Annotated in this window: 18 protein-coding genes; 10 read left to right on the top strand and 8 right to left on the bottom strand. The window is 74.2% G+C overall.

Annotated elements, in window-relative coordinates; all coding sequences use genetic code 11:
• Positions 1 to 19: 19 nt before the first annotated feature.
• The gene (locus ABZW10_RS02790) at positions 20 to 706 is read right to left on the bottom strand and encodes a PH domain-containing protein (RefSeq protein WP_355358715.1); all 687 of its coding nucleotides are present in this window, start codon (positions 704 to 706) and stop codon (positions 20 to 22) included.
• Positions 707 to 836: 130 nt separating this feature from the next.
• On the opposite strand from ABZW10_RS02790, the gene deoC reads away from it, so the two are divergent.
• The 4 genes from deoC to ABZW10_RS02770 all read left to right on the top strand — a co-directional run bounded on the left by deoC (position 837) and on the right by ABZW10_RS02770 (position 5,173).
• A complete protein-coding gene (deoC, locus tag ABZW10_RS02785; RefSeq protein ID WP_355358712.1) occupies positions 837 to 1,823 on the top strand; it encodes a deoxyribose-phosphate aldolase in 987 nt (328 codons plus the stop codon).
• Positions 1,824 to 1,828: 5 nt separating this feature from the next.
• Positions 1,829 to 3,313, top strand: coding sequence for an aldehyde dehydrogenase family protein (locus ABZW10_RS02780; RefSeq protein ID WP_355358709.1), 1,485 nt, complete (start codon positions 1,829 to 1,831; stop codon positions 3,311 to 3,313).
• A complete protein-coding gene (locus ABZW10_RS02775) occupies positions 3,306 to 4,208 on the top strand; it encodes an aldehyde dehydrogenase family protein (RefSeq protein WP_355358706.1) in 903 nt (300 codons plus the stop codon). Before ABZW10_RS02780 ends, ABZW10_RS02775 begins: the two co-directional genes overlap by 8 nt.
• 326 nt (positions 4,209 to 4,534) lie before the next feature.
• Positions 4,535 to 5,173: an ATP-binding protein gene (locus ABZW10_RS02770; RefSeq protein WP_355358703.1), complete on the top strand. Its 639-nt coding sequence runs from the start codon at positions 4,535 to 4,537 to the stop codon at positions 5,171 to 5,173.
• 208 nt (positions 5,174 to 5,381) lie between these two features.
• On the opposite strand, the gene ABZW10_RS02765 is transcribed toward ABZW10_RS02770, so the two are convergent.
• Positions 5,382 to 6,395 carry a SigE family RNA polymerase sigma factor gene (locus ABZW10_RS02765; protein WP_355358700.1) on the bottom strand — a complete coding sequence of 338 codons (1,014 nt, stop codon included), beginning with the start codon at positions 6,393 to 6,395 and terminating at the stop codon, positions 5,382 to 5,384.
• Positions 6,396 to 6,685: 290 nt separating this feature from the next.
• Between ABZW10_RS02765 and ABZW10_RS02760 the strand changes: the two genes are divergently transcribed.
• From ABZW10_RS02760 to ABZW10_RS02745, 4 genes are all read left to right on the top strand, one after another.
• Positions 6,686 to 7,363, top strand: a complete 678-nt coding sequence (locus ABZW10_RS02760; protein ID WP_350553901.1) for a response regulator transcription factor — start codon at positions 6,686 to 6,688, stop codon at positions 7,361 to 7,363.
• Positions 7,364 to 7,432: 69 nt separating this feature from the next.
• Positions 7,433 to 8,947, top strand: a complete 1,515-nt coding sequence (locus ABZW10_RS02755) for a HAMP domain-containing sensor histidine kinase (RefSeq protein ID WP_355358697.1) — start codon at positions 7,433 to 7,435, stop codon at positions 8,945 to 8,947.
• Complete coding sequence (locus tag ABZW10_RS02750) at positions 8,944 to 9,318, top strand: hypothetical protein (RefSeq protein WP_355358694.1); 375 nt, start codon at positions 8,944 to 8,946, stop codon at positions 9,316 to 9,318. Before ABZW10_RS02755 ends, ABZW10_RS02750 begins: the two co-directional genes overlap by 4 nt.
• Before the next feature lie 173 nt (positions 9,319 to 9,491).
• Positions 9,492 to 10,052: a VanZ family protein gene (locus ABZW10_RS02745; protein WP_355358691.1), complete on the top strand. Its 561-nt coding sequence runs from the start codon at positions 9,492 to 9,494 to the stop codon at positions 10,050 to 10,052.
• On the opposite strand, the gene ABZW10_RS02740 is transcribed toward ABZW10_RS02745, so the two are convergent.
• Genes ABZW10_RS02740 through ABZW10_RS02730 form a run of 3 tightly spaced genes read right to left on the bottom strand, consistent with a single transcriptional unit; the run spans position 10,019 to position 12,719 of the window.
• Positions 10,019 to 10,369, bottom strand: coding sequence for a ribosomal protein L7/L12 (locus ABZW10_RS02740; protein WP_355358688.1), 351 nt, complete (start codon positions 10,367 to 10,369; stop codon positions 10,019 to 10,021). The two genes, ABZW10_RS02745 and ABZW10_RS02740, sit on opposite strands and share 34 nt — an antisense overlap.
• A 9-nt stretch (positions 10,370 to 10,378) precedes the next feature.
• Entirely contained in the window at positions 10,379 to 11,023 is a 645-nt protein-coding gene (locus ABZW10_RS02735) for a PhzF family phenazine biosynthesis protein (RefSeq protein WP_355358685.1), read from the bottom strand.
• 7 nt (positions 11,024 to 11,030) lie between these two features.
• Entirely contained in the window at positions 11,031 to 12,719 is a 1,689-nt protein-coding gene (locus tag ABZW10_RS02730) for a hypothetical protein (protein ID WP_355358682.1), read from the bottom strand.
• A 326-nt stretch (positions 12,720 to 13,045) separates the two neighbouring features.
• Between ABZW10_RS02730 and ABZW10_RS02725 the strand changes: the two genes are divergently transcribed.
• Positions 13,046 to 13,489: a hypothetical protein gene (locus tag ABZW10_RS02725; RefSeq protein ID WP_355358679.1), complete on the top strand. Its 444-nt coding sequence runs from the start codon at positions 13,046 to 13,048 to the stop codon at positions 13,487 to 13,489.
• Between the two features lie 83 nt (positions 13,490 to 13,572).
• On the opposite strand, the gene aspS is transcribed toward ABZW10_RS02725, so the two are convergent.
• Positions 13,573 to 14,898 (bottom strand): aspartate--tRNA(Asn) ligase, encoded by a 1,326-nt coding sequence (aspS, locus tag ABZW10_RS02720; RefSeq protein ID WP_355358676.1) that lies wholly within the window; start codon positions 14,896 to 14,898, stop codon positions 13,573 to 13,575.
• Positions 14,899 to 15,225: 327 nt separating this feature from the next.
• On the opposite strand from aspS, the gene ABZW10_RS02715 reads away from it, so the two are divergent.
• The gene (locus ABZW10_RS02715) at positions 15,226 to 16,116 is read left to right on the top strand and encodes an FAD-dependent oxidoreductase (protein ID WP_355358673.1); all 891 of its coding nucleotides are present in this window, start codon (positions 15,226 to 15,228) and stop codon (positions 16,114 to 16,116) included.
• On the opposite strand, the gene ABZW10_RS02710 is transcribed toward ABZW10_RS02715, so the two are convergent.
• Together ABZW10_RS02710 and ABZW10_RS02705 are read right to left on the bottom strand one after the other, a co-directional pair.
• A complete protein-coding gene (locus ABZW10_RS02710) occupies positions 16,092 to 16,439 on the bottom strand; it encodes a hypothetical protein (protein WP_355358670.1) in 348 nt (115 codons plus the stop codon). The genes ABZW10_RS02715 and ABZW10_RS02710 overlap by 25 nt on opposite strands.
• A 148-nt stretch (positions 16,440 to 16,587) precedes the next feature.
• The gene (locus ABZW10_RS02705; protein WP_355358667.1) at positions 16,588 to 17,055 is read right to left on the bottom strand and encodes a hypothetical protein; all 468 of its coding nucleotides are present in this window, start codon (positions 17,053 to 17,055) and stop codon (positions 16,588 to 16,590) included.
• Positions 17,056 to 17,099 lie beyond the last annotated feature (44 nt).

Here is a 17,099-nt window from a genome sequence, read left to right as displayed (position 1 = left end):
TCCGTCGTGTTCGGCCGGCTCAGACCGCGATCACCGTGATCAGCGCCGCCAGCCCGGCCAGGGTCGGGGCGATGATCCACCAGCACCAGCGGACCTCGACCGGCCCGGTGGCGTCGGGGTGGGAGGCGTTGCGCTCGGCCATCTCCTGGAGGATGTTGACCACCTGGTCGGACCAGGCCCGGGTGGGGTCCGACGAGCCCTGCACGCCGGGGCCGGACGGGGCGCCGCCCTGGCCGAACATCAGGCCGAGCCGGGAGGTGTGCTGCGGCCGGCCGGCGCGGTCCTGGGCGCGGGCCGCGCGCTTGCGCTGGCGCAGCGACACCGGCACCGCCCACACCTGGAACTTCCTGCCGTCGGCGAGCAGCTCCACCGAGTACCCGGCGCGCAGCGCGTCGACCGAGGCCCAGGGGGCGGTGATGGTGCGCAGCGGATTGCGCACCACCAGCCGGCGCGCGTTGGCGCGGACGGCGGGGCGCAGTGTGTACGCGATGACGGGGAGGGCGAAGACCGGGACGGCGGCCAGCGACACCCACGGCGTCTTGCCGGTGCCGTTGAGGGCGGCGTCCCCGATCAGCCAGGCCGCCACGGCCAGCAGCAGCACACCGGAGATCACGCCGGGAACGGAGCGGTACACGCGGTCGGCGTACACGGGCTCACCATCGGAGCCGGCCGGGCCCTGGTGGGGCCTGCCGTCGGAATCGGTCATGTCGACGATTCTGCCGCATGCCCCCGGGTATCCACAGGGGCGGCGATCACACCCGCAGGTCTCGGTCCGGCATCGATGCGTTCCGGGCCTAGCGACGGACTACGCGCGTAGATATGCTGGTGTGGTGACTATGTCCACTCTTGCAGCCAACGCCCAAGGCGTCGCGGGCAGCGGTCTCGCGGACGTCGCTGCGTCCGAGGCCTCGCTCCGCCGCTTCCTGCACGGCCTGCCCGGTGTCGACCAGGTCGGCCTGGAGGCGCGTGCCGCCACTCTCGGTACCCGCTCGATCAAGACCACGGCCAAGGCGTACGCCATCGACCTGGCCATCTCGATGATCGACCTGACCACGCTGGAGGGCGCGGACACGGTCGGCAAGGTGCGCGCGCTGTGCGCCAAGGGCAGGAACCCCGACCCGACCGACCCGGGCACCCCCCGCGTCGCCGCGATCTGTGTCTACCCGGACATGGTCGCCACCGCGAAGGAGGCGCTGCGGGGCACCGACATCCAGGTCGCCTCGGTCGCCACCGCCTTCCCGGCCGGGCGCGTCGCGCTGCCGGTCAAGCTCGCCGACACCGCCGACGCGGTCGCCGCGGGCGCCGACGAGATCGACATGGTCATCGACCGGGGGGCCTTCCTCTCCGGCCGCTACCTGGACGTCTTCAACGAGATCGTCGCGGTCAAGGAGGCCTGCCGCCGTCCCGACGGCAGCGCCGCGCACCTCAAGGTGATCTTCGAGACCGGCGAGCTGCAGACCTACGACAACGTCCGCCGGGTCTCCTGGCTGGCGATGCTGGCCGGCGCCGACTTCATCAAGACCTCCACCGGCAAGGTCGCCGTCAACGCGACCCCGCCGGTCACCCTGCTGATGCTGGAGGCGGTCCGCGACTTCCGCGCGGCCACCGGCGTGCAGGTCGGCGTGAAGCCCGCCGGCGGGATCCGCACCACCAAGGACGCCATGAAGTACCTGGTGATGGTCAACGAGACCCTCGGCGACGACTGGCTGACCCCGCACTGGTTCCGCTTCGGCGCCTCCAGCCTGCTCAACGACCTGCTGATGCAGCGCCAGAAGCTGACCACCGGACGGTACTCCGGCCCCGACTACGTGACGGTGGACTGATCACCATGGCCAAGAAGAAGAACACCGAGGAACCCGCGGCCCAGAAGCCGGCGGGCGGCCTCTTCACGTACGCCCCGGCGCCCGAGTCGCCCGCCGCGGCCGGCGACATCGCCGCCTCCTACGGCCACTTCATCGGCGGCGAGTTCGTCGACTCCTCGGGCAGCGAGGCTCTGAAGACGGTCAACCCGGCCACCGAGCAGGTGCTCGCCGAGTTCGCCCGGGGCACCGAGGAGGACGTCGACCGCGCGGTCGCCGCCGCCCGCAAGGCCTTCGCCGACTGGTCGGCGCTGCCCGGCAGCGAGCGCGCCAAGTACCTGTTCCGGATCGCCCGGATCATCCAGGAGCGCAGCCGCGAGCTGGCGGTGCTGGAGTCGATCGACAACGGCAAGCCGATCCGCGAGACCCGCGACGTCGACCTGCCACTGGTCGCCGCGCACTTCTTCTACTACGCGGGCTGGGCCGACAAGCTGGACCACGCCGGCTTCGGCCCGAACCCGAAGCCGCTGGGCGTGGCCGGCCAGGTCATCCCGTGGAACTTCCCGCTGCTGATGCTGGCCTGGAAGATCGCCCCGGCGCTGGCCACCGGCAACACGGTCGTACTGAAGCCGGCCGAGACCACCCCGCTGACCGCGCTGCGCTTCGCCGAGATCTGCCGTCAGGCCGGTCTGCCGAAGGGCGTCGTCAACATCGTCACCGGCGACGGCCGCACCGGCGCCGCGCTCACCGCGCACCCGGACGTCAACAAGGTCGCCTTCACCGGCTCCACCCCGGTCGGCCGGGCCATCGCCAAGCAGGTGGCCGGCACCCGCAAGAAGCTGTCGCTGGAGCTGGGCGGCAAGGCCGCGAACATCGTCTTCGACGACGCGCCGATCGACCAGGCCGTCGAGGGCATCGTCAACGGCATCTTCTTCAACCAGGGCCACGTCTGCTGCGCGGGTTCGCGCCTGCTGGTCCAGGAGTCGGTCCAGGACGAGCTGCTGGCCGCGCTGAAGCACCGGATGGGCACCCTGCGGGTCGGCGACCCGCTGGACAAGAACACCGACATCGGCGCGATCAACTCCGCCGAGCAGCTGGCCCGGATCACCGCGCTGGCCGAGGCCGGCGAGGCCGAGGGCGCCGAGCGCTGGTCGCCCGCCTGCGAGCTGCCGGGCGCCGGCTTCTGGTTCCGCCCGACCGTGTTCACCGGTGTCAGCCAGGCCCACCGGATCGCCCAGGAGGAGATCTTCGGCCCGGTGCTGTCGGTGCTGACCTTCCGCACCCCCGCCGAGGCGGTCGAGAAGGCCAACAACACCCCCTACGGGCTCTCCGCCGGCATCTGGACGGAGAAGGGCTCGCGCATCCTCTGGATGGCGAACAGGCTCAGGGCCGGCGTGGTCTGGGCCAACACCTTCAACAAGTTCGACCCGACGTCGCCGTTCGGCGGCTACAAGGAGTCGGGTTACGGCCGCGAGGGTGGCCGGCACGGTCTGGAGGCCTACCTCGATGTCTGATGTCGTGAGCCGTCTTGATGTCCTCAAGACCTACAAGCTGTACGTCGGCGGGAAGTTCCCGCGCTCCGAGAGCGGGCGGGTGTACGAGGTGACGGACGCGAAGGGCGAGTGGCTGGCCAACGCCCCGCTCGGGACCCGCAAGGACGCCCGCGACGCGGTCGTGGCCGCCCGCGCGGCGGTCAAGGGCTGGGCCGGCACCACCGCGTACAACCGCGGCCAGGTGCTGTACCGGGTCGCCGAGATGCTGCAGGGCCGCCGCGAGCAGTTCGCCGCCGAGGTGGCGCTCTCCGAGGGCATCGGCCCGAAGAAGGCCGCCGCCCTGGTGGACGCGGCGATCGACCGCTGGGTCTGGTACGCGGGCTGGACCGACAAGGTGGCCCAGATCGCGGGCGGCGCCAACCCTGTCGCCGGCCCCTACTTCAACCTCTCCACCCCGGAGCCGACCGGCGTGGTCGGGATCGTCGCCCCGCAGGCCGGCTACGGGCACTCGCTGCTCGGCCTGGTGTCGGTGATCGCCCCGGCCATCGCCACCGGCAACACCGTGGTGGTGGCGGCCGCGGCCGACGCCCCGCTGCCCGCGCTGTCGCTGGGCGAGGTGCTGGCCACCTCGGACGTCCCGGGCGGCGTGGTCAACCTGCTGTCCGGCCGGACCGCCGACATCGCGCCGACCCTGGCCTCGCACCAGGACGTCAACGCCCTGGACCTCACCGGCGCGATCGCCGCCGACGGTCCCGGCGCGGCGGGCGCGCTGGAAGCGCTTGCCGCAGATACCCTGAAGAGGGTGATCCGCCCGGAGCTGGACCCGTTCGCCCAGGACTGGACCAATGCTCCCGGAACGGACCGGCTACTCTCCTTCCTGGAGACCAAGACGGTCTGGCACCCGATGGGGATCTGACCACCGGATCCCCGCAGCGGCTGCACTCCGTGGCCGCGAGTTGGTGACACAACTCCACAGACTGGCCGTCCCCCGTGCCCTCTCCCCCCCAGGGCCCGGACGGTCACAGGACGGACCCGCGCCTCTCCCCCCCTGGCGCGGGTCCGTCGACTTCCTCCCGCTTCTTCCCGGGGTGCTTCCTCCCAGGGATCCGGGGGATCCGGGGGATCCGGGGGATCCGGGGGATCCGGGGGATCCGGGGGATCCGGGGGATCCGGGGGATCCGGGGGATCCGGGGGATCCGACCGGTTTCGGCATCGGGCCCCGATGCGTCAGACTGGTGTCCCGTGAGTGACTCCCCGTTGAACCCTGTGCCGATAGCCCGCGCCCGGGTGGTCCTGCTCGCCGGGCCCTCCGGATCGGGGAAGTCCTCGCTCGCCGAGCGCAGCGGCCTGCCGGTGCTCCAGCTCGACGACTTCTACAAGGACGGCAACGACCCGAGCCTGCCGCGGCTGCCCGACGGCGCGGTGGACTGGGACTCCCCGCTGGCCTGGCACCGCGAGCAGGCCGTCGAGGCCATCCGCGAGCTGTGCACCACCGGCCGGGCCGAGGTGCCGGTGTACTCGATCCCGGACAACGGCCGCGTCTCCACCCGGGTGCTGGAGCTCGACGGGGCCGGCGCGTTTGTCGCCGAGGGCATCTTCGCCGCCGAGATCACCGCCGACTGCGCCGCCGGAGAGTTGCTCGGCGACGCCCTGTGCCTGCGCAACGGCGCGCTGACGACCGCCTGGTGGCGGCTGCGCCGGGACGTCCGCGAGGGCCGCAAGTCGCTGCCGGTGCTGCTGCGGCGCGGCTGGCGGCTGATGCGGGCCGAGCGGGAGATCGTCGGGCGGCAGGTCGCGCTGGGCGCCCACCCGTGCGCCGGGCCGGAGGCCGGACGGCGGATCCGCGCGGCGGCCGCCGCCGGGGAGCTGTCCGCGGTCTGACGCGGCGACCGGGAACGCGGAACGGCGGGCCGGTGCGTCTCCCCCGCACCGGACCCGCCGCCTTCCCCGGACGTCCGTGGTTCCCCTCCCGGTGCCGCCGCTCCCCCGAGCCGGCGCCACCCGTACCGCGTCCGTCCTGCTACCCGTCCCCCGACGGGAGTCCCGTCCGGCCCCACCCCCACGGCGGGCCGGAACGCCTCGGTTCCCGCTACGCGACCAGCTCGCCGAACGCCCGCAGGGTGTCACCCGAGGTGTTCAGCTGCTCGTCGTCGCGCAGCCGGCGCAGCGCGCGCCAGATGCTGCTCTTGACCGTGCCGACGCTGATGCCGAGCACGTCGGCGATCTCCGGGTCGGTCTTGCCCTCGTAGTAGCGCAGCACCAGCATGGTGCGCTGGTTCTCCGGCAGCTTGGCCAGCGCCTGCCAGAGCACGGCGCGCAGCTCGGTGCCGCCCATCGCGTCGGTGTCGCCGACCGTCTCCGGCAGCTCCTCGGTCGGGTACTCGTTGACCTTGCGGCGCCGCCAGGCGGAGATGTGCAGATTGGTCATGGTGCGGCGCAGGTAGCCCCCGACCGCGGCCTTGTCGGTGATCCGGCCCCAGGCGCGGTAGGTGCTGAAGAGCGCGCTCTGCAGCAGGTCCTCGGCCTCGTAGCGGTCGCCGGTCAGGTGGTAGGCGGTGGCGTACAGGGAGGCGCGGCGCTCGCGCACGTACGCGGTGAACTCGGTGACGTGGTCCTCGGCGACGGCGGGGCGCTCCCCCTGCGCCTCGTCCCGCCGGGCCTCGGTCCGCTGCACCTCGGTCCGCTGCGCCCCGGTGGCGGGCGCCGCCACCGGGCTCAGCCGCAGCAGCGTCGCACCGGCGGCCTCGCGGCCGGCCGACTCCCCCGAGTCGGCCTTCCGCAGGCCGGTCCCCCCGATGCCCCGGTTCCCCCCCAGGGCGTCCTTGTCCTCGACGCGGATGGGGAGGACCCCCCGCAGCGTCAAGGTGGAGGCGGAGTCGGCCGCGTTCCCCCGCTGGCCGATCCCGTACAGCTCCCCCGTCCTGCCGCCGCCGCTCACCCGGCGGGCGACAGTGCTTCCACCGGTGCTGTGCGCGCACCCCCGTGCGATCACGGCACCGGAGCTCTCCTCGGTCCCGGCCGCCGGCCGGGTCAGGAAGGCGGTGGCCGATGAACGCGCGGTGCGGACAGCCGGGTTGGTCCGGGTCTGAAGCGTGGCGTTCATCGTGCGCCCCCTTGGTCGGTTCGAGTTCCGTCGCCGCCGCCTCGGCCGGCCGATTGGCCCGCTGTCCTGCGGCGACATCGAAAATCCTGCCCGCCGGTTGTGATGGCGCTGTCCGTCGACTGTCACAGGGCTGTCACAGGGCCGGGCCTTTCGTCCCGAACACGCTCCCGTTGTTGACGGACGCCGGTCACGGGCGTTCCGGTTCCCGGGCGCTCCCGCGCGGGCGGTGCCCCGGCCCGGGACGGTGGATGGGGGGTGATTACCCGCTCCGGGTGAGCCAGAATGAGGCCGTGCCTTTCCTCCTTCTGATCGAGGACGACGACGCCATCCGCACCGGCCTCGAACTCGCCCTCACCCGCCAGGGCCACCGCGTGGCCACCGCCGCCTCCGGCGAGGACGGTCTGCGGCTCTTCAAGGAGCAGCGGCCGGACCTCATCGTGCTCGACGTCATGCTGCCCGGCATCGACGGCTTCGAGGTGTGCCGCCGGATCCGCCGCACCGACCAGCTGCCGATCATCCTGCTGACCGCCCGCTCCGACGACATCGACGTCGTGGTGGGCCTGGAGTCGGGTGCGGACGACTACGTGGTCAAGCCGGTGCAGCCGCGCGTGCTGGACGCCCGGATCCGGGCCGTGCTGCGGCGCGGCGAGCGGGAGAGCTCGGACTCCTCGGTCTACGGCAGCGTGGTGATCGACCGGGCGGCGATGACCGTCACCAAGGACGGCGCGGACCTCCAGCTCACCCCGACCGAGCTGCGGCTGCTGCTGGAGCTCAGCCGGCGGCCCGGGCAGGCGCTGTCGCGCCAGCAGCTGCTGCGGCTGGTCTGGGAGCACGACTACCTGGGCGACTCCCGGCTGGTGGACGCCTGCGTCCAGCGGCTGCGGGCCAAGGTCGAGGACGTGCCCTCGGCCCCGACGCTGATCCGCACGGTGCGCGGCGTCGGCTACCGGCTGGACCCTCCGGCGTGACCGCCGCTCCCCGTCCGGCGCGGGCGATATCCCGCCTCGCGCACTGACCTTCCGCAACGACAGGCTCCCGTGACCAACCATCAGACGACGGCCCGGTTCTCCTCCGGCCCGTGGCGACGGCTGCGCTCGCTGCGCGTGCGGCTGATCGCGGTGTTCGCGGCGGTCGCGCTGCTCACCGCCGTCTCGGCCTCCGGCATCGCGTACTGGCTCAACCGCGACGCGGTGCTCAAGCGCGCGCAGGACACCGCGCTCAACGACTTCCGGGTCTCGCTCAGCCGCAATGTGTCGAACCTGCCGCTGAACGCCACCTGCGAGGACCTGAACGCGCTGGCGAGCATCGTCGCGAGCTCCGGGCTCAGCTACGACGTGGTGGTGGCGGACCCGGCCCTGCCGGACTGCATCGCCTCCTCCAGCCCCTCGCAGTACACGCTGGCCAATGTGCCGACGGCGCTGCAGACCGCGGTCGGCAAGCCGCGCGAGATCACCGACTCCAACCCGTACACGTACCACCTGTACTGGCAGCGGCAGAACCTCGACGGCCGGCCGTTCGTGATCGGCGGCACCAAGGTGGTGCCGACCGGCCCGACCGCGTACATGTTCAAGTCGCTGGAGAACGAGCGGGCCGACCTCAACACGCTCGGCTGGTCGCTGGCCATCGCCACGCTGCTGGCGCTGATCGGCTCGGCGCTGCTCGCGCAGGCGGCCTCGGCGACGGTGCTGCGGCCGGTGCGCCGGCTCGGCGACGCGGCCCGGCGCCTCGGCGAGGGCCATCTGGACACCCGGCTGGAGGTCGACGGCTCGGACGAACTCGCCGATCTGGCCCGGACCTTCAACCGGACCGCGGAGTCGCTGCACGAGCAGGTGGAGGAGCTGAGCGCGCGCGAGGCGCAGAGCCGCCGGTTCGTCGCCGACATGTCGCACGAGCTGCGCACCCCGCTGACCGCGATGACCGCCGTGACGGACATCCTGGAGGACGAGGCGGAGTCGCTGGACCCGATGATCGAGCCGGCGGTGCGGCTGGTGGTCAGCGAGACCCGCCGGCTGTCCGACCTGGTGGAGAACCTGATGGAGGTGACCCGCTTCGACGCCGGCACGGCCAAGCTGGTCGCCGACGAGGTGGACATCGCGGACCTGATCATGTCCTGCATCGACGGCCGGGCCTGGTACGACGCGGTCGAGCTGGACGCGCCGCGCGGGGTGCGGGCGGTGGTCGACCCGCGCCGGCTGGACGTGGTCTTCGCCAACCTCATCGGCAACGCGCTCAAGCACGGCGGCTCGCCGGTGCGGGTGCGGGTGCGGGAGGACGGGGACAGCGTGGTCGTCGAGGTGTCGGACAGCGGTCCGGGCATCCCGGAGGACGTGCTGCCGCACGTCTTCGACCGGTTCTACAAGGCCGACAAGGGGCGGGCGCGTTCGGAGGGCAGCGGCCTCGGCCTGTCCATCGCGATGGCCAACGCGCAGATCCACGGGGGGACCATCACCGCCGCGAACGGCGAGGTCGGCGCGGTGTTCACGCTGACCCTGCCGCGGACCCCACCGCCTCCGCCGCCGGCCGACACCGCCCCCGAGGAGGGTGCCCAGTGAGACGACGCCCGTTCGCCGCCGCCGCGCTGCTGGGGCTGGCCGCGCTGGCCACCGCCTGCGGCATCCGCCCGACCGCCGTCCCGGTGGACGCGGGCGCGCCCGCCAGCCGGACCGCCTGCCCGACCGTGGCGCGGATACCCACGGCACCGAGCGCGCCGACGCCGACCGCGGGGGTGGGGGCCGCCGCCCAGGCACCGGCCCACGCCGCCACGGTGCGGGCCGGTGCGCCGACCGGTGCGCCGACCGGGCCGCCCGGCGTGCAGCCGACCGCCTCGCCGTCGCCCGTCGTGGTGTCGCCGACGCCGCCGGCGGACAACGTGTTCGGCGCGCTGCCGTCGCCCACCGCCTCCACCACGGCGCCCTGCCGCTGATCGCGCGGGCCGCGGGGGCCGTCCGGTTCACCGGGCGGCTCCCCCGCGGCCTCCGCCGGATTCCCGGCGCGCGATGCGAAGTTCACACCGGGCATGGAACCGTCACGCCGCCGGTGCACGTCCTTCCCCCCGTGCAGCGAGATGGCACCAGGCCACGTGAGGAGCGTGCCGGCGTGCGGACCGAGACCGGACGGGCGACGGCCGTCCATCGTTCCCAGCGTCCACTACGGGTGGTGGGTCTGCTCGGCCTCACCCTCCACCTGGCGCTGGTGGGCTGGATGGTGCTGAGACCGCTGCCGGTGGCCTGGGTCGACGATGCCAACCTGACGCCACTGGGCTCGCTCCGCTCCTCCAGCGGGGGTCAGGTGCTCGGCGAACTGCTGCTGCTCTGCCCGCTCGGCTTCTTCCTCCCGCTCGCCGGAGGCCGGCTGACCACCCGCTGGCTGCCGTCCTTCCTGCGCACCACCGGCGCCTCGGCCCTGCTGGCCACCGCGCTGGAGTTCCTCTCCTCCTGGGCCCCGGGCCATGTGCTCAACGTGGACCACATCCTGTTCGCCGTCGTCGGCGTCGCGGCCGTCCACCTCGCCCTGGTCCCCGCCGGCCGCTCCTTCCTGCTGCGGCACGCCACGGCACCCCGGGTTCCGGCTCCGTCCTCCGCGCCGCTCCCGGCTCCGGTTCCGGCTCCGGCGGTCCCCGCCGTCTACCCCGAGCCGGTCTCCAGCCACGGGCACTGAGGCCCGGAAGCGCTCGCCGGACACCACGGCCACCCCGCGGCGTCGCACGGCCCGGGGTCGATCGACTCCCCCGGCCCGGGGGCGGGACGGCCGCACTCCAGGCAGGACAGCGCGACCTCGGCCCCGGCCCCGCGCAGCCGCTCCGCCGTCCGGCGGACATCGGACAGGTAGTGCTCCTCGACGCGGACCGGAGCCCGGTCCAGCAGGCACTTGATCTCCCAGAGGTTCAGCTCGCCCCGTGCGCGGAGCACCTGGTAGACGGCCATCCTGCGCTCGCCCACCCGGGTGACGACGGCGTCGAACTGCGGCTCCTCCACGCCCCCTGCTCAGCCCGCGCGGCGGACCCGGCCGCCGACCTCGACCAGGCCGTCGGGCGTGATGCCCGTGACGAGCTGCGAACCGCGCCCCTGGGTGATCGTCAGACCGCGGCCCAGTTCGGCGGTCAGCAGGATCGCGGCCGCCCCGGTGGCCTCGTCCTCGTCGATGCCGTCGTCCCGGCCCGGGAAGGCGCGGGCGCGGACGGTGGCCGCCGCCTCGTCCTGCCAGGCCCAGGCGTAGATCCACTCGCCCGGCGGCGGCACCGCCAGGGCGTCCACCTCGGCCGGCGTCGCGTGCCGGCGCAGCGTGCGCGGCGGGGCCCAGGCGGCGGGGGCGGCGATCCGGGTGAACGCTCCGTCGTGCCGGACGCCGACCACGCCGGCCCGGGTGACCAGCCGGTCCACGCCCAGCAGCCAGGCGGCGCCGACGCACGGGTGGCCGGCGAAGGGCAGGCGCAGGCCCGGGGTGTAGATGTCGATGACGCCGCGCCGCGGATCGTCGACGAACACCGTCTCGCTGAAGCCGAGTTCCCGGGCGATCGCCTGGCGGTCGCGCTCGCCGGGGACGGCGGCGCCGTCGCGCACGACGCCCAGCGCGTTGCCGTGGTCGCCGTCCGGGCCGCAGAACACGTGCAGCACCTCGTGGTCGGTCATCGCTCGCTCACCCCTGTCCGGCCGCCCCGCCGGGGCCCGCCGCCGGGCCGCGCACCGGGCGCGGGGCGGGGTTCGGGCGCGGGGCGGCGTTCGTTCCCGGACTCACCCCCGGGTTCGTCCCCGGGTTCGTCCCCGGACCCGTCCCCGGGCCGCCGGCCGGGCGGGGCGCACGGGCGGCGAGGGCCGGGCGGGCCTTCTGCCGGCGGTGGGCCACCAGCAGCGTACCGATGCCCATCGCGATCGAGGTGGCACCGGTGATCGCCATCGGGGTGTTGGTGGACGAGCCGCCGGTGGAGGCGAGGTCCACGGACGGCGCGGGGGCCGCCACGGTCACGGTGACGGCCGGCGCCGGGGCGGTGGGCGCGTCCTCCGACGGCTGGGGGGTCCGCGTCGCCGGGACGGCCGCCGTCGAGCCGCTCGCCTCCGGGGTCGGGGTGACCGCCGCGAGGGCGACCGCCGGGCCGCCGCCACCGGACGTGCTCGGCGCGGTGGCCGACGGCTCGGCGGGGACGGTCGGGGCGGCGCCGTCGGTGGCGGAGGGGCTCGGTGCGGCGGTCGGCGTGACCGGCGCGGGTGCGGCCACGGTGACGTCGACCGACGAGCTGGCGGCCGGCACCCCGGCGCCGCCCCCGGCGAGGGGCAGGCTGGTCCCGGCGAACTGCACCGACACGACGCCCGACGGGACGTCCTGACCGAACGCCAGCCGCACGTTGAGCGTCCGGGACTCGCCGTCGCGCAGGCGCACCGGGGAGGCGTCCCGGTCCGGCAGGCGCAGCACGAGCGTGGCCGTCCCGGCCGCCGTCCGGCCGCTGTCGACGGTGGCCGCCGTCCACTGCCCGTCAGGGGTCTGGAAGTCCACTGCGACCGCCCCGGCCGCGGGCAGGGCCGCGCCCCGGAGGGTGAGTTCGGGCTGGAAGGCGACGTCCTTGCCGCTGCGGTTGGTGAGCGTCAGCCGGAACGGCCTGGCCTCGCCGCCGGAGGTGAAGGCGGCGGGCACCGCGTCCAGGCCGAGGTACGGCACGCCGGGCGCGGGGGCGGACGTCGGCGTGCCGGTGGGGGCGGCGACGGTGGTGAACTCCTGGGGCGCGGTGTTCGCCTCGGATATCCGGCTCTCCGGCGGCAGGGTCGGGTCGGAGACCATCGCCCGGAAGCCGCCGGTGGCCCGGCCGGCGGGCGCGTCGGCGGTGACGGCGATCCGCAGCCGGTAGCTCACCGAGGAACCGGCGGGCAGGCTCAGCCGGGTGGCGAAGGTGTCGAGGTCCCAGGTGGCGCCGACGGCGGCGCCCGGGCTGAGCGCGGCGGGCTTCCAGGCGCCGCCGCCGGGGGCCTGGTAGTCCAGCTTGAGCTGGGTCTCGCGGACGCCGGAGTCGATGGCGCCGACGGTGAAGCCGGTGGTGACGTTGACCGCGTGGTCGGCGGAGTTGCGCAGGGTGGCGACGAACTCGGCGGCCGGGCCGCCGGCCGTGAGGGTGGTGGGGAAGGCGGTGAGGGTGGTGGTCACCGGGCCGCGCTGCTCCTGGGGGCCGAGGGCCGGCCCGGGGGTGGCCTGGCCCTGGGCCGCCTGCCGCACCGTCGTCCCGGTGGCTCCGCCGGAAAGCGGCAGCGCGGCAGCGCCCGGGGCGGCCGCGGTCAGGGCCACGCCCGAGACCAGGGTGGCGGCGGCGAGGGCGAGGGATCTGCGGGGCTGAGTACGCAAGGGAGACCTCACGGAAGAAAGGCGGGCGAACCCGACGAACCCGGCAGCAGGCGGTTCGCCGAGGTGGGGGGCCGCTCCGGGACTCTCACCCGGGTCGCTGCTTCGCCCCCCAACCACCAGCGACGGGCGCATCATATCCGAACGCGCGGACGCTTCCTGAGCGGTTTTCAAGGGGTGGGAAGGAGGTTCGCCGGGCGGATTCGGCGATGACACCGTGACGAAATCGTGAGGACGGATGTCGGCGGGCTCCAGTACTGTGCGCACTCGTCCCCGGCGGTCCGCCCCGAGCGTTCCGCCCGTCCCCCGGAACCACAGGAATCACCTTCGTGAATCTCGACTTCGACGCCGAGCCGCTCTTCTCCTGGTACGTCGTGCTGCTCGCCGTCAGCGGCATCGCGCTGCTGGTCATCGGCGCCGTCAACCTCGGTGGCCTCAAGATCGGCTGGCGCCTCCTCAACCTGCTCGCCGGCCTCGGCTTCACCGGCTACGCGTACTACCTCGCGTTCGTCTTCGAGGGCGGCACGTACACGCTGTTCTTCAAGGCGTTCATCCTGCCGGTGGCGCTGATAGCCAACGCGGTGAAGGCCCTGGTCGCACGCTCCCAGACACCGGCCGCGCCGGCCGCGCCGCCGGTCCCGGCGGCCTCGCCGTACCAGCCCAACGCCCAGTACCCGCAGGGCGGTCAGTACCCGCCGGCTTCTCCGTACCAGCCGCAGGCGGCCCAGTACCCGCCGGCTCCCCAGGCTCCGCAGGCGCCGCAGCAGGGCTGAGCCCCCACCTGCCGTCCGCCGTCCGCCGCCGGGTGGCGCCCCTCGGACCGGGGTGCCACCCGGCGGCGTCCGGGCGCCTCAGCTCACGGCGTCAGCCGGTGCACGTCGCGCGGGAAGAGGGCCGTGCGGCGGACGTTCTCCTCCCCCGTCAGCCGCGCCGTCCAGCGTTCCAGCCCGAGCGCGAACCCGCCGTGCGGCGGCATGCCGTGGGCGAAGGCCCGCAGGTACCCCTCGTACGGCCCGGCCGGCTCGCCGCGGGCGGCGAGGGCCGCCAGGTAGTCCTCGTACCGGTGCAGCCGCTGGCCGCCGGTCACCAGCTCCAGTCCGCGGAAGAGCAGGTCGAAGCTGTTGGAGTACTCCGGCCGGCCCGGCTCGGGGTGGGTGTAGAACGGCCGCTTGCGCATCGGGTACCCGGTCACGAACAGGAACGGGCTGCCGTGCTCGCGCTGCGCCCACGCGCCGAGCCACCGCTCGTGCGCCGGCGCGAGGTCCGGTTCGTCGGCGCCCAGCATCCGCATCGCCTCGGCGAAGTGCAGCTGCGGGATCTCCTCCGGCACGACGGGCGGCTCCACGCCCAGGACCGCGAGCGCGTCCCCGGCCCGTTCGGCGACCGCCCCGACCATTCCGGCGAGGGCGGCGCGCACCACCGCCATGACGTCCCGGTGGTCGGCGACGAAGCCCAGCTCGGCGTCCAGGCTGGTGTACTGGGCCAGATGACGGGCGGTGTCGTGGGGTTCGGCCCGGAACACCGGCCCGGTCTCGTAGACCCGCTCGAAGACACCGACCATCGCCTGCTTGAAGAACTGCGGCGACTGCGCCAGGTACGCCTCGCGCCCGAACCAGTCCAGCGCGAAGACGTTCGCGCCGGACTCGGTCGCCGAGGAGACCACCTTCGGTGTGTGGATCTCGGTGAAGCCGAGGCCGTCGAGCGCCGCCCGGAAGCCGTGTACGGAGGCCGCCGAGACGCGGTGCAGCGCCGCCAGCCGGGGGTGGCGCAGGGTGACGGGCGCGCCGTCCAGGACGACCGGCAGCGCGGCCGGGACGGCCGGGCGGAAGAGGTCGAACGGCGGGGCCGCGACGGGGCGGGCGAGCACCTCCACGGCCGGGCCGGTCAGCTCGACGCCGTTCGGCGCCTGGGCGTTGGCCGTGACGGTGCCGCGCACGCGCAGCACCGTCTCCTCGGGCAGGTCGGCCGTCCCGGCGGGGGCCACCACCTGGGCGAGGCCCGAGCGGTCGCGCAGGACGAGGAAGGTCACGGACTTCAGCGCGCGGCGGCGGTGCAGCCAGCCGGCGAGTTCGACGGTGTCGCCGATCCGGCCGGGCAGTTCGGCGGCCAGGACGCGGGCGGGGTCGGCGGTACTGGGGATGTCGGCGGTGCTGGGGATGTCGGTGGTGCTGGGGTGGATCATCGCGGCCCTCCGGGGGCGTCGTGGTGATCCCTTGGGAGTGCGGGCGAGAAGGGGACTCGCGGTGCCACCGCACTTTCGCCACCGTCGCCGGGGCGGGCGGCGGCCTCGTTCGGCCCGGTGACGGGGGCCGGCCGGCGGGGCATTTCCTCCCCGCACTCCGGAGTGTCTTCCCTCCCGGACGCGAGGCCGCCTTCACAGCAGCCGGCGGCTCTCTCGGCTCACGGGGCCCGGAGGTACTCGTCTCCGTCGACGTGTTGCGGCGAGGTTAGGACGCCACCGGCCGTCCCGGCAACGGCATTTCCGACCGGCGGCCGCTACGCTGCCCGGATGACCCAGCCGTCCAGCACCCCGTACGACCTGGTGATCGTCGGCGGCGGCCCGGCCGGCTGCGCGGCGGCGGTGATGGCCGCGAGCGTCGGACTGCGCTCGGCGCTCGTCGAAGGGCGCGGCCTGGGCGCCACCCTGCGGCGCGTCCCGGCGGTGGCCAACGTCCTCGGCTTCACCACCGGCACCGCCTACGCCGACGCCCTCGCGGCGGACGTCCGGCGGGTCGCCGACTCCTGCGACCTGCTGCTCGGCACCCCGGCGGCGGAACTGCGCGCCGACGACGAGGGCGTCACCGTCCGGCTCGCCTCGGGCGCCGCCGTCCGAGGCCGCTACGCCGTCGCCGCCACCGGCGTGCGGGCGGCCCGTCCCGAGGAGGCCGGCTGGCTCGGCTCCGCCCCGGGCCTGGCGCCGCCACCGCTCTGGGAGGCGGACGTCACCCGCCTGTCCGGCCGCCGCGCCCTCGTCCTCGGCGCCGACCGCCCCCTCGGCACCCTGCTGCGCGCCCACCCCGACGCCCCGCTCGACCTGATCGTCCCGCACCCGCCGGCCGACGCCTACAAGGCCGACGAGGTCCGCGCCGACCCGCGCGCCACCCTCCTCCAGCTCGACGCTCTCACCCTCCGCCCCACCCCCGAAGGCCGCATCACGGCGGGCGGGTTGGGCACCTTCGAGGCCGACGCCGTGTTCGTGAACCTCGGCGTCCGCCCGGCCGCCCTCCCCGGCGACCTCACCCCCACCCCCGACGGCTACTGCCCGCCCGACCGCCAGCACCCCCGCATCCTCACCGCCGGCGACCTCCGCTCCCCCCGCGCCCAACGCATCATGACCGCCACCGGCTCCGGCGCCGAAGCCGCCCTGCACGCCTACTACGCCCTCCGCCTCGGCGGTTGACGGGCCCGGCCGATCAAGGGAGACCACCGATGGACGACGAGCAGAGCCTGCACCGCTTCGGCCTCCGCCCCGCCCTCGCGCACCTCGACGAGATCCGCGAACTGCTCGGCGAGCACACGGCACGTGAGCGGCGCGCCCAGGGCGAGGGCGACACCGAACTGATGAAGCTCTGCTGTGTCCAGCTGTTCAACAGTGGTGACCTCGACGACGCCCTGCTCATCTGGAGCGCGCGGAAGGCGAGCTTCGACGCCGCGTGCTCGATCGACGTCGAGCTCCTTCTCGGCCACGGGATCGAGATGACGAAATCCCACCTCGAGGCCCACCCCTCACCTTCCGCCCCGGCGGTGCTGAACCGACTCCGCTACCTCGAATCGGGGGGGCGCGTTCGAGGGCTTCTCGGTGGAAGAGTTCGCGGCCGGCTACGACAGGTACTACGAGGACGACTGAGCACGACGGTCCGGCTGGTGCTTCTCAATAGCCCGAAGAGCCCCAGAAGACCACCTCGTCCGGCCGGTCGGCGACGTGGAGCACCGTGCAGCGGCCCATCCAACGCCCAGGGGCCAAACCGTTGTGCGCGTCGTCCTCTTCGATCCGCGACCAGTCGGCGAGGGTGGGCCGCGGTGTGCCGAAGAGGGCCAGCACCTCGTGGTCCGCCACGGGGTAGAGCCGGTGGAAGTAGGTCCCGCCGCGCAGGTCGGCGTCCAGCGCGGCCGGATCCCCGAACTCGTAGATGTCGAGGATGGAATGAGTGCCGCCCTCCATCCCCTCCCCGTCCGCCAGGAGGTCCATCAACTCCGCGACCGTCGCGGGCGGCATCTCGCCCTCCATGGGCCGGTACTGGTAGTCACCGCCGGCGAGCACCTCCAGCTTCAGCGCCTCAAGCGAGTCGGCGAAGCTGCCGAGCCAACGCGTTCGATAGGTCCACCCGGTTCCGCCCACAGTCGGTCGCTCCTACGTCCAGCCCGAATCCGGCCCACAGCACC

This window comes from Kitasatospora sp. NPDC004723 (assembly GCF_040609255.1).
GTDB lineage: Bacteria > Actinomycetota > Actinomycetes > Streptomycetales > Streptomycetaceae > Kitasatospora.
Note: the sequence above shows the minus strand (reverse complement) of the source record. Positions and strands in the feature narration are given on the sequence as shown.

Bases quoted from the DNA above. Each gene is read 5' to 3' on its own strand.
- ABZW10_RS02790 (WP_355358715.1), bottom strand. From the start codon at position 706: ATGACCGATTCCGACGGCAGGCCCCACCAGGGCCCGGCCGGCTCCGAT.
- deoC (WP_355358712.1), top strand. From the start codon at position 837: ATGTCCACTCTTGCAGCCAACGCCCAAGGCGTCGCGGGCAGCGGTCTC.
- ABZW10_RS02780 (WP_355358709.1), top strand. From the start codon at position 1,829: ATGGCCAAGAAGAAGAACACCGAGGAACCCGCGGCCCAGAAGCCGGCG.
- ABZW10_RS02775 (WP_355358706.1), top strand. From the start codon at position 3,306: ATGTCTGATGTCGTGAGCCGTCTTGATGTCCTCAAGACCTACAAGCTG.
- ABZW10_RS02765 (WP_355358700.1), bottom strand. From the start codon at position 6,395: ATGAACGCCACGCTTCAGACCCGGACCAACCCGGCTGTCCGCACCGCG.
- ABZW10_RS02735 (WP_355358685.1), bottom strand. From the start codon at position 11,023: ATGACCGACCACGAGGTGCTGCACGTGTTCTGCGGCCCGGACGGCGAC.
- aspS (WP_355358676.1), bottom strand. From the start codon at position 14,898: ATGATCCACCCCAGCACCACCGACATCCCCAGCACCGCCGACATCCCC.
- ABZW10_RS02715 (WP_355358673.1), top strand. From the start codon at position 15,226: ATGACCCAGCCGTCCAGCACCCCGTACGACCTGGTGATCGTCGGCGGC.